This is a genomic window from Aliiglaciecola litoralis (assembly GCF_039523355.1).
Lineage (GTDB): Bacteria > Pseudomonadota > Gammaproteobacteria > Enterobacterales > Alteromonadaceae > Aliiglaciecola > Aliiglaciecola litoralis.
The window spans coordinates 310,922-322,939 of record NZ_BAAAFD010000003.1 but is presented as its reverse complement, the minus strand read 5'-3'; the positions used below and the strand labels follow the sequence as shown (position 1 = coordinate 322,939).

The window sequence follows — 12,018 nt, the reverse complement described above, 5'->3', positions numbered from 1 at the left end:
ATGCTGTTATCGTTGATTACATACTTAAAAATAATAACAATAGTAAAAACATGGATTTTATTAGTGAGTTAAAACGCCGCAATGTGTTTAAGGTTGGGATTGCCTATCTGGTGATGGCTTGGATTGTAGTGCAAGTGACCTCAATTGCCGTACCTGCACTGCATTTGCCTGCTTGGGTAAATACCCTGGTGTTTTTCTTTGGCCTGATTGGCTTTCCCTTTGCGCTGTTTTTTGCCTGGGCATTTGAAATTACCCCTGAAGGGGTAAAACGTGAATCTAATATAGGCCCTGAAGAATCCATTGCTGCCCACACTGGTCGCAAGCTCGACTTTATTATCATTGGCCTTTTGGTGCTTATTGCAGGCTATTTTATCTATGAAAGTCGCTTTGCGTCTCCCGAACCATCCTCTGCTAGCGCTGAAAATCAAATTAGCGCAACTGACACAGCTGCCAGTGCCGACGCGTCACAAGATAAAAAAGGCAATGCCGTCATAGCCCTTGCGGTATTGCCCTTTGTGAATATGAGTAACGACCCAGAGCAGGAATATTTTGTGGACGGCCTAACCGAAGAATTACTCAATAGTCTTACCCGAGTACAAGGCTTAAAAGTAACAGGTCGCACCTCTAGCTTTGAATATAAAAATAAAAACATTGATTTGCGTGAAATCGCCAAAAACCTCGATGTCGCCTATTTGGTGGAAGGTAGCGTGCGTAAAAGCAAAGATGATTTGCGTATCACAGTACAGCTAATCGAATCCGAATCGGGTAGCCATATTTTGTCCGAAACTTTTACCCGCAAACTGGTTGATGTGTTTGCTCTGCAAGAAGACATCAGCAATCAAGTGGCCGCGGCTTTAAACCTTACTTTAGTGCTTAAAGATGAGCGGTATCACTCGGCATTATCAACCCTTGATTATCTGGCAGTTGAAAAAATGGTCACCGCCAGAGCCTTAATTAATCAAATTGCCGAAGCGCCAGTGTTACAAGCCTATAACACCCTGCTTGAATTGAATAACCAGTACCCACAAACCCCTGAAATAATGGGTTTAATGGCTTATGCTGCACTGATAACTGCTGGTATTGCTGAGCCGATAATCACTCTCGATCAAATAATTGAATTGTCCAAACAAACCATACAACTGGATAGAAAGAATCTTGATGCTCTATCGACTCTTGCGACTATTTATGATGAATACCCTCAACATTATACAAAAGCCAATGATATCTATCAGGCTGTAATCCGCTTTTACCCTGCCAATGCAAGCACTTACAAAGCTATGTTGGTTTTTTTAATACAAATGAACCGAAGTTGTGAGGAGATTCAAACGTTTTTGAATACCGTGCCTGCTGGAGTATTTAGCGTAGAAAAACAACAACAATATAAATTTATGCTTAGCCATTGTTTAACACCTAAATTGGCAGAGGCGCAACTAGCCGAACTAACAGATAAAGCAATTGCCGACATTTCGCTTTATTATTCGAGCCCAACGTTTTGGTTTGAAGACATTAAAAAGAAAGTTGCTAAAAACCCTAATCAACGTTACCTAACATCTTATTATAACGATTTACTTATTATGGGCGCTAAAGACAGTGCGCAGACTATCAGTAACAAAATTGATTTTAATGCAGATGGTTTCTGGTCTTTTTTTGCATCTATAGACTCTTATTTACACGATATAAAGGGTTATAAAAAACCTTTTGATTTCAGATCAACGCTAGAAACTTTATTTGATAATGATAGCGCTCTAAATTCTGCTATTCCACTTGCTAAACAGGCCACCACTGAGGGGCGAACTACAGAGCTTAAAAGTTACCTTGATAAGGTGCCCGTATTCTCCATTGGCGTTGATACCGCTTACTATTCTTATGGCCTGGTTATTTTACAATATTATTCCGGCGAAAAAGCCCTGAGTAAACAAACGGCACAGCAGTTTTTTAAGCAACTTCAAGAATACAAAAGCAAATACCCTGAGTCTTTTCGATACTGGCGATTAAACTCTTATTTATTGCCCATGGCATTCTTCTCAGGTAATGACGCACTGGCCGCTGATATTCTTAATCAGGATTTTGCTGATAATTATGAGTATTGGGCTGATGATTATGAAGCGGTGGCTTTTGCGTTACATCCGTGGGCGGAACATCCTAGCGTTATTGACTATTTAAAACGTATTAAGGCTGACCAGCAGCACATGTTGCAAAAGTATGATTTGCGTTAATGGGGTGTTGTTGCTGGATTAGCGTTAATGGTAGTAAGCGGTCGTTGAACATTTATAAGTTTATCCTCCGTCATTCCCGCGAAGGCGGGAATGACGGAGGATAAACGGGAAGATGTTAATGTCAGCACTCTAAATCTTTGAGTCAGTCAAAAAAACAAATGCCAAGCTTGGGATCAAGCTAAAAAACATTTGTACAACGTCAACCCCCTAAAACTGATCATCAATCCATTGATTGACGTTGTTTTCCAGTACATGCAATGGAATCGATCCCGAGCCCAACACGACGTCGTGAAATGCGCGAATATCAAATTTGTCGCCCAATTTTTGAGTGGCTAATTCGCGCAGTTCAAGAATTTTTAACTGGCCAATTTTATAGGCCAGTGCCTGCCCTGGCCAAGCAATGTAGCGGTCGATTTCGTTAATAATATCTTCTTCACTTTTGGCCGCATTTGCTTTGAAATAATCGATAGCCTGTTGACGTGACCAACCCATTGCATGCATACCGGTATCAACGACCAAGCGCACTGACCGCCACATATCATAAGTAAGCTGACCGAAGCGCGAATACGGGTCTTGATACAATCCCATATCATAGCCTAAGCGTTCGCTGTACAGCCCCCACCCCTCAATGAAAACGGTAAAGCCATTGTAGCGGCGAAAGTTAGGCAGTTCGCCCAATTCCATTTGCAGCGCTATTTGCAGGTGATGACCCGGCACAGCCTCATGTACGCTTAACACTTCCATCTCGTACTTCGGCCTTGTGTGCGGTTCGTGCAAATTAACAAAATAATATCCGGCGCGAAGACCATCAGCTGACGGCCCCTGATAGTATGCGGTTGTGGTGTCAGGGGCTATGTTGTCAGGAATGGCTTTTAGGCCATAAGGCATGCGGGGTAGCTTGCCAAATAATTTGGTTAACTCTGGATCAAGACGTTTACTGGTGGCCAGATAGGCTTCAAACAAGGCCTCTGGTGTGTCGTAATAAAACTGTGGGTCTGTACGTAAAAAGTGAATAAACTCGTCAAATCTGCCGTTAAACTTCACTTCTTCGATGATTTTTTGCATTTCACGACGGTTTTTAGCCACTTCTTGTAAACCAAGTTGATGGATTTGCTCTGGTGTCATGTCGGTCGTGGTGTAATAGGCTATCTGATATTGGTATAGCTCGTCGCCATTGGGGAGTGCAGATACGCCTACCGTATCCCGGCTGGCAGGCAAGTATTTGTCTACAAAGAAGTCGTTAAACTGACGATATGCCGGTATCACCATGTCACCTATAACGCGCTGTGCTTGTTGACGCAGTGCCAATTTCTCATCATCGGTGAACTGCTCTGGCAAGCTTTCAAATTTAACGTAAAACCGACTCTTAGTCGGGTCATCGACTAGCTGGCTTTGTAGCTGAGCCGGTATACGGCTCATCGTTGCTTTGGGTGGCATCATGCCTTTTTGCATGCCCAATTCCAAAAGCGCTTGCGTTTGTTCGAGCACAGCAGGAATACGCTCCATGCGCGTAAGCCAATTTTGATAATCCGACACTGTGGATAAAGGCACGTAGTTTGCGAAATCATCCAAGGTTTGCACACCGCTAAGCTGATTCATGGGCATCAAATATTCCTCTAACGTGAAATATTTATCGCTCATTTCGTTTTGCCACTTAAACAGCGCGTAATTAACCTGATTTGGTGCGGATAATTCGTCTGGGTTTATCGATTCTAACTCTGTCTGTGTTGCGGCTATTGCAGCTCGTACACGCTGCATTGCTTGCAATGAATAATCGGTCCACCGGCTGTTCTGTTCAGCATTGGCCATTCCCAGATAAGTGGCCCTTTCTGGACTGAACTCCAACTCCATTTGCCAGCTTTTATCTAATAGCGTTTCAAAAGCAACATCAGCTTGGTTGAGTTGGGAAGAGTAACTGGGGGCCGAAGAAGTAGCCGAGGTGTTGGGTGATAAGGCAGGTTTAGCAGTGCATCCTGAAAGTATAAAGCTCAGTATCAGACCACAGCAGAGCATGACAAATCGAGTTAGCATATTATCTCCATATAAAAGATTGGATCTACGAAAAACAAGGATAGTAGACATTTCAGCGATATACGAACGGAGCAGCTAAATATACCGTTAGGTTGTTGTCGATAATGAATCAATCTATGCTCGCATCGATTTGTGCTTTTTACCAATTCAGTGCGAATAAATTGTGTTTTATGATGATGGCTGCCTTTGATTGTATAGAAAGCTGGAGGCTGTCGACAATTGATTGATGTAGATCAACTTCTCTTGGCATGAAAAGGTTATTTTGCCCAAATCAACGATTAGAACGGCTTACAATCAATGAAATATATTATCGTACTTTTTATCTGTTTTTATTCCGGACTCGCTAGTGCTGGGGTCATCTCTAAGGATTATCAATCCGTCGGAGATGGTCTTATAACTATAGACACCGTAGGTCAAAAAGAATGGCTAGATGTGACTGAAACACGGTCGATTCAATTCCAAATACTGCAAGGCGCGAATCAGTGGACTGATGACGGTTTTCGATTGGCGACAGATGATGAAGTACAAGAGTTGTTTATCAATGCTGGAAGTTTGTACGGATTTGACTACGTTGGGAACCTAAGCTGGGGGGATAGAAATAATGTATCACGCTTCGGTGAACTATATCATGCTCATGAATCAGCGATAACAACATTACTCGAATTGCTCGGTGGTGGCGTTAATCACTTTGACGGTGCCCAAATAACGCATGGCCTGTTGGTAGACGATAACAACGATGGATTTTCCAATTTGGCGTCGATAGGTATTGCAGGTGAGCGTGGACCTTTCACAGATCTAAATGACGGCGGAGATATATGGGGCGGAAATGGAAGTTCAAGTGATGTTGCTGCTTTCTTTGTAAGAGACATACCAGAACCGTTTTCCTTAGGACTAATCTTACTAGGGTTACTTGTGTTGACTGCAACCAGCTACAAAAGATACGCTTTGTGAAGATTAAAGTCGTTTATTAATTAGTTAGTTAGGTGCAGAGTCAATGTTAGGTGTGTGTCGAATATGACTCGTTTGCCGACAAGACTGACACGAGGCAAATGCCCCAACCATTGCGCTTTTTAGTTTACCTTAAAGGTATTCGCTGTTAAGGGCTTTTAACGTTACTTCTCGTCAAGAAACCGGCTGACTTGCAGGGTAAATTCCTCTTTTGCACACCACGGATCGCCATGTCCGCAGTCAGCGTCTAGCTCAACTAACTTTGCCTTAATCATAGGAGCAAATGCTCTAGCGGGATGCGGTGTCACCACGCGATCATCTGCGCCTAACACAATTAAAAACCGCGCTTTGATGAGCGCGGCAACTTTGCTTAAATCATGTTGCGCAGCGCGTGCTATGTCATGGGTAATCATCGCCTGCGCTTGACGCTGATAATCCCAAGTATTGGCGATTGTCAGGGTACTTTGTTGAGCTTGCTCGGTTATTGTTTGTATAATCTCATCTCGTGGAATGCGTGTTCCAAGCACTTCTGGAACCATGCCAATATAGCGCATGCTTGTCAGCGCAGATATTGCTTGTTGACATTGACAGTTGCGAAATAAGGTCATGAGATTGATTTGTGTTGTCCACAATGCAATGTCGAAACTCGGCAATTGAGGGCTGCCAATGGCAGATACAATTTTTTGCGTGAATGCGGGATATCGCACTGCCCATTCGAATGCTTGCATGCCCCCCATGGACAATCCCACGACCGCATACAATTGATTAACCCCCAGCACATTGGTAAGCAGTTTATGCTGACTGTCTACCATGTCAGCAATGGTGATCACGGGGAACTTTTCGAGCGGCTGTACTTTGCTATTGGACGGCGAGCTTGAAATACCATTAGCCAAAGCATCCACAATCACAATGAAGTATTTACTTGGATCTAGTACGCCGTCGGTAACTAGATATTGATGATCTTCTGAGCTACCGGTATACCAAGTAGGAACCAATATGGCATTGTCTTTGGCAGCATTTAGTTGGCCAAAAGTACGATAGCCGATTTTGCAATCTTGTATTTTGTCACCACTGACTAAAGGACATTGATCAAATTCGGCAAATTGTTGTTTTGCGTCTGCGGTTGTTTGGGCACGACTAAAACAACAAACGAACACGAATAAAATAGTCAACCACTTAACTCGTACTGGCATCTGTGCCTCCTTCAACCAAAAACAGAATTTCAAATATCAAACTAGTGACTTTTTGCAAACCTGTCAGAGTTTGCTAAACAATATCGAGCAAACGACATTGCAATATGACATTTGCTCGATACATCTTATCTCTTTTGAAGTTATTAATTTTCTTCAAAATAGGCTTCAACTACTTTTTCGAGGTACTCTGTTGATGCATTGGCAGCGGCATTATTACACATGATAGCTACTGAGAGTCCGCTTTCAGGGTAGCGCACATAACCTGTCCTAGTCCCTAACCAACCACCACCATGCATGTATCCTTGGTGACCAAAATGTTCACCTTTTACCTGACCATTGGCATACAAATATTTTTCAAAAATAGGTAAATCGCTATTGGGCGTATTCATAGTATCGATCAGTGCCTGCGGTTTAGGACCGATGACAGGCTCATAGTAATTTTTATCCCATTTAGCCATGTCTTCTAAGTTGGTGTGTAGGCCTCCATCCCCAACCCAAAATAAATTGGTCATATCTGTGACATAGCCGGTTTTGTCTTTATTTGGTTTATAACCGGTAGCGCGATTCGGGATGATCTCAACCGGGTCGTCACTAAAAAAGGTAGATTTCATATTGAGCGGTTTGAACATATGTTGCTCGGCAAACTCTCGCAAAGTCTGTCCGCTGACTTCTTCCACTAACATGGCCAAAAGAAAGTAGCCCAGGTTGCTATAGTCCGTTTTTTCATTTGGTGCATGACGCAAGGGGGCCGTTTTTACAACATCGTAAAACTCTTTGATAGTCAGGTAATCTTGGTTGCCTAACCGAAATTCACCGCCAGCGACTGATTTTAGTTTGACCCCTTTAGGGGCTGGCTCTTCCATTAAGTCGTCGGTGATCATGTCATAATCGCCCATGCCAGCAGAGTGACCGATGATCGCATTAATGCTCACCTTGTGGCCATAATCGGGCAGTTCTGGCAGGTAGGTGCGAATATCTTTGGATAAATCTATTTTCCCTTGCTGGGCTAAAATTTGCACCGCCATCGCGGTAAATTGTTTTGATACGGATGCCATGCGGAAAACGGAATCTGGCGAGAGTGCTACCCCCAGTTCCAAGTTGGCCATGCCATAGGCACTTTTATGAATAAACTCACTGTTTTTCATTACCCCGACACTACAGCCGGGTCCGTCAGTGGTGTTGAGTTCAGAAAAAATAGCGTCAACCTTCTCATTGAACGAAGCGGCAGTTGCAGACAAGGGTAAGATTACCAATAGCGTAGGGAGAAGTGATTTCATCGTTTTCCTTAACAAAAATGGTGTTAGAAACACTATAAAACCAGAAAAATCTTGCCACATAAAGACATAATTTATGATTGAGAATAAAAAGAGACAAAATATAAAAGTCAGCAAGAGGTTTTTACGGGGCGGTTGATTACTACACCAATGTAAACTTCTATAAACCATGGATATTGCAGCACTTGCCAGCACTAGGTACTTCAACCCAAGAAGATCAAGAGATCTAACCAAGCTGTTGTTTTTGTGTCCTAGTTTAATTTGACCTTGACAGAAGGTTTGCGAGGTCCCCGCTAACGACATGCGGGGATGACGGATTTTGGACATGCGGGGATGACGGATTTTGGACATGTGGGGATGACGGATTATGGACATGTGGGGATGACGGATATTCGTACATGCGGGGATAACGGTTATTTGGACATGCAGGATAACGTTGTTGGGAAAAGTAGTTGAGGAGTACAAAATGTCGTTTTCATGGACGAAAACGCCAAGCGTACAAGGATGTATTTACCGCGTTTTTGTGGGGCTCGGACTAGTTTGACCTTAGCGGAATGTTTGGGAAGTCCCCGCGGGGATGATCGAATAGGGACATGCGGGGATGACGGATTTTTTGGACATGCAGGATAACGTTGTTGGGAAAAGTAGTCTGAGGAGTACAAAATGTCGTTTTCATGGACGAAAACGCCAAGCGTACAAGGATGTATTTACCGCGTTTTTTGGCTCGGACGAGTTTGACCTTAGCGGATTGATTGGGAGGTCGCCGCTGGGATGATCCAATAGGAACGTGCGGGGATACCTGTGTTGGAGCATCGGGGAGGGCTAACTCCCCTTGCTTGAATCGATATTAAAGGGAGGTTAACCAACCGTGTTTATCTTCGCTCTCGCCCCACTGGATTTTATTTAACGCTTGGCGTAATTTCATCGTTGTTGGGCCAGCTTCACCGCTACCAACTTTATATTCTTTACCATGTTGAATAAGCGTACCCACGGGTGTCAGCACGGCGGCCGTGCCAGAAAGCGCCGCTTCGGTACCCGGTTTTGCTGCTCGCTCTAACAGTTCAGTAACAGAAAGTTCTCGCTCGCTAACTTGCATGCCCAAATCGGCTGCCAGTGTCAGTAGTGAGGCACGGGTAATACCGTGTAAAAATGTGCTGTCTAACTTTTTGGTGATGATTTCGTTACCGTCAATCAACACGAAGTTGGCCGCGCCGGTTTCTTGTACATCACCACCGGGGCAAAATAGGATTTGGTCGGCATTGACATCCGCTTTCGCTTGTAAAATTGGCCCTAATGCACTGGCATAGTTGCCGCCGCTTTTGATCATGCCCATGTGCGGTGCGCAGCGCATGCCATCTTCAGCTAACAGCAGACGCAAGGGTTTGGCGCCACCAGTGAAGTAGTCACCCACCGGTGACAGCAACACATACAACATTGACGCAGCGGTAGGAGCAGCGGCTTTACCAATGGCTCCTTCGGTACCAATGTGGGTTGGACGGATATACATAGAACCCGGAGGTGCTGGAACTTCGTCAGCATACTGCTTGACGATATCCTTGATCATCTGTGCCAATTGATCAGGTTGAATGGCCGGTAAATTTAACAAGCGGCTGCTTTGTACCATGCGTTTAATATTTTCGTCCATTCTGAAAATTTTAACGCTACCATCGGCATGGCGGAAGGCTTTAAGGCCTTCAAAACAGGTACTGGAATAGTGTAAGACATGTGCTCCGGGGTGCAGTTGAATACTGTCAGATTGAACAATCTGAGTATCACTCCACTGATCATTTTGATAGGTCGCGAGCGCCATTTCTGGCATAAAAACCGTTCCGAATGCAGCCATGTTATTCCTGTTCTCCTGATTAAATTAAAGGTTCACCCCAAGATAAACCGTAGTTCTGGGATTTTACGCTAGAAGCGCCCTGAAACTCTAGCGTTGTATCACATAATTATTGGTCAATATCGTAAACTAACCGACACTAGAGACCGTTTACTCTGAAATTCACAGCACAGGTGCACTTGCGTGCCACGCTACTTTATCCTTCAATTCAACAGGCGCATCATGGCTAAAGATGAGTTTGCCATTAATACAAACGCCTAGGCAGACATTGTCGTGAAATAACATCAGACTTTGCTCGCGCTGCCATACCGGTATATCCCATAGCTTAAACCATTGTTTCAACGGCTTAGAATGCGGTTCGGTTGCAGGTTTAAATTTGAAACTTAAAGCCACGCTGCGCAGATAAAGTCGACCTTGATTCAATACTTCAGGAATCAAACTGAAATGAAGCTTCCCCAGACGATTAGGCATGATAATTTGCTGACCATCTAATTCAAATTCATGCTCACTTGAAATGGATTGGTAGCACTCGATACAGTATAGATATTCTCTAAAACGACGAAATTGAAAATCCCCAAACACTATTTTAGGTTCAGCGTCGCGCTTGGCGGTTAACAGGCTAGGGAGTTCCAACAAGACCGCCTGAGATGGCAAAGGCACCCCTTGTTGAGCCAACCACAAGCGTACAATTTGATTTTGCCATGACGATGAGTATCGGAGCAACGACGGAATATGCAATGCATTGTCGTCATTTTGCAGCGCCGATAAATAGGTTAGAGTCACCTCATCCAATAGCCGTTGCTGTTCGGCACACAAGTGCGCACTGCGCTGCACGGCCTGCGCCATGTCGGGCCAACGTTCCAGCATTTTGGGGACAATTTGTTGGCGCAAAAAATTTCGATCAAAACGTTCATCTTGATTAGACTCGTCTTCAATCCATTGAAGGTTTGCTTGCTTTGCGAGCTGCAACACCGTGTCCCGATTAATTCCCAACATAGGTCTAACTAATCGTACACCGTTTTCTCGGGTCAACTCTTGCGGCATCGCAGACAATCCTTTCGGCCCAGCCCCCCGTTTAAGTTGTAGCAAAAAGGTTTCCAGTTGGTCGTCTTGATGCTGTCCCAATAAAATAATGCCATGATGTTCGGTGACAGACTCAAGCGCGCGATAACGGGCACTTCGAGCTGCCGCTTCGATTCCTTGAGGGGACTGGGGATCAACATCGACTCTAATGGCACGAAATGGCATTGCTAATGCTTCGCAAATTGCGCCGCAGTGAGCTTGCCACTTATCTGCATGTTCAGATAAACCATGATTAACATACACGGCCAAATAGCGATGTTGACTGAATTGCTTAGTTAAACTAGCAACTGCATGGAGCAACAGATGGGAATCGACACCGCCGCTGTACCCGATCACAATCTGACGAGCTGAACAGTCGAGAAAGTCGCTAAGGCGATCAGTTAACGTATTTAGAACAGACATTACAAAAAAACCGTCTTGTTGGCACAAGACGGTTCCTTTTTATTACTAAGCGAAATATTAACAATACCCAAACGACATGATCCGCTCATAGCGTTGTTCCAGCAAATCTTCTTTAGATAAAGACAAGAGTTGCGATAACTGTTGTTTTAAGGTGGCTTTCAAATTCGCTGCCATCGCATCGTGGTTGCGGTGAGCGCCCCCTAATGGCTCTTCGATAATATTATTGATTAAGCCGAGTTCTTTGATCTGACCGGCACTGACACCCATTGCTTCAGCAGCAAGAGGCGCTTTTTCAGCGCTCTTCCATAAAATAGACGCACAACCTTCTGGCGAGATAACCGAGTAAGTACTGTATTGCAACATGTTCACTCTATCACCTACGCCAATCGCCAGCGCCCCACCTGAACCACCTTCGCCAATGACGGTACAAATGATAGGCACCGTTAAATCAGACATTTCTTTAAGGTTGCGAGCAATAGCTTCACTTTGGCCACGCTCTTCCGCACCGACGCCAGGATAGGCACCGGGAGTGTCAATAAAGGTAATAATAGGAATATTGAAGCGTTCAGCCATATGCATTAAGCGTAACGCTTTGCGATAGCCTTCTGGCTTTGGCATACCGAAGTTACGACGGATTTTTTCGTGCGTATCGCGCCCTTTTTGATGACCAATGATCATCACCGGCTGACCGTCAAAATCAGCCAAACCACCGACAATGGCTTTATCATCGGCAAAGGCTCTATCGCCTGCTAACTCGTTAAAGTCGGTAAACAATCGAGCAATATAATCGAGGCTATACGGACGCATGGGATGACGCGCCAATTGGGATACTTGCCAGGCTCCCAGATCGGAAAATATTTTTGCTGTTAACTCCGCACTCTTCTCGCGAAGCCTAGTGATCGATTCTTCAATACCAACATCAAACTCACCACCTTGATTCACTAGGCGGAGTTCCTCAATTTTTGCCTCTAGATCGGCAATTGGCTTTTCGAAATCAAGATAATTTAAACTCATCCCAAACCTTATTTTAT

Annotated in this window: 7 protein-coding genes and 1 pseudogene; 2 read left to right on the top strand and 6 right to left on the bottom strand. The window is 44.3% G+C overall.

Annotated features, from left to right (window positions below; translation table 11 throughout):
• The first annotated feature begins 50 nt into the window (after nt 1-50).
• The gene (locus ABD036_RS08405; RefSeq protein WP_343858627.1) at nt 51-2,216 is read left to right on the top strand and encodes a hypothetical protein; all 2,166 of its coding nucleotides are present in this window, start codon (nt 51-53) and stop codon (nt 2,214-2,216) included.
• 207 nt (nt 2,217-2,423) lie between these two features.
• Here ABD036_RS08405 and ABD036_RS08400 read toward each other — a convergent pair whose 3' ends face one another.
• Complete coding sequence (locus ABD036_RS08400) at nt 2,424-4,247, bottom strand: DUF885 domain-containing protein (protein ID WP_343858624.1); 1,824 nt, start codon at nt 4,245-4,247, stop codon at nt 2,424-2,426.
• A gap of 297 nt (nt 4,248-4,544) precedes the next feature.
• Here ABD036_RS08400 and ABD036_RS08395 point away from each other — a divergent pair, with 297 nt between their 5' ends.
• Nucleotides 4,545-5,198 carry a hypothetical protein gene (locus ABD036_RS08395; RefSeq protein ID WP_343858622.1) on the top strand — a complete coding sequence of 218 codons (654 nt, stop codon included), beginning with the start codon at nt 4,545-4,547 and terminating at the stop codon, nt 5,196-5,198.
• Between the two features lie 161 nt (nt 5,199-5,359).
• Here the strand turns inward: ABD036_RS08395 and ABD036_RS08390 are convergent, their stop codons facing one another.
• The 5 genes and pseudogenes from ABD036_RS08390 to accA form a co-directional block, all read right to left on the bottom strand.
• Nucleotides 5,360-6,388 (bottom strand): alpha/beta fold hydrolase, encoded by a 1,029-nt coding sequence (locus ABD036_RS08390; protein WP_343858618.1) that lies wholly within the window; start codon nt 6,386-6,388, stop codon nt 5,360-5,362.
• 143 nt (nt 6,389-6,531) lie between these two features.
• A complete protein-coding gene (locus ABD036_RS08385; protein ID WP_343858616.1) occupies nt 6,532-7,665 on the bottom strand; it encodes a serine hydrolase domain-containing protein in 1,134 nt (377 codons plus the stop codon).
• Between the two features lie 844 nt (nt 7,666-8,509).
• Nucleotides 8,510-9,508 (bottom strand): annotated as a pseudogene (locus ABD036_RS08380) (branched-chain amino acid aminotransferase); the annotation flags it as partial.
• Between the two features lie 156 nt (nt 9,509-9,664).
• On the bottom strand, nt 9,665-10,987 hold the full coding sequence (gene tilS / locus ABD036_RS08375) for a tRNA lysidine(34) synthetase TilS (RefSeq protein WP_343858614.1): 1,323 nt from the start codon (nt 10,985-10,987) through the stop codon (nt 9,665-9,667).
• Between the two features lie 57 nt (nt 10,988-11,044).
• A complete protein-coding gene (gene accA / locus ABD036_RS08370; RefSeq protein ID WP_343858612.1) occupies nt 11,045-12,001 on the bottom strand; it encodes an acetyl-CoA carboxylase carboxyl transferase subunit alpha in 957 nt (318 codons plus the stop codon).
• Nucleotides 12,002-12,018: the final 17 nt, after the last annotated feature.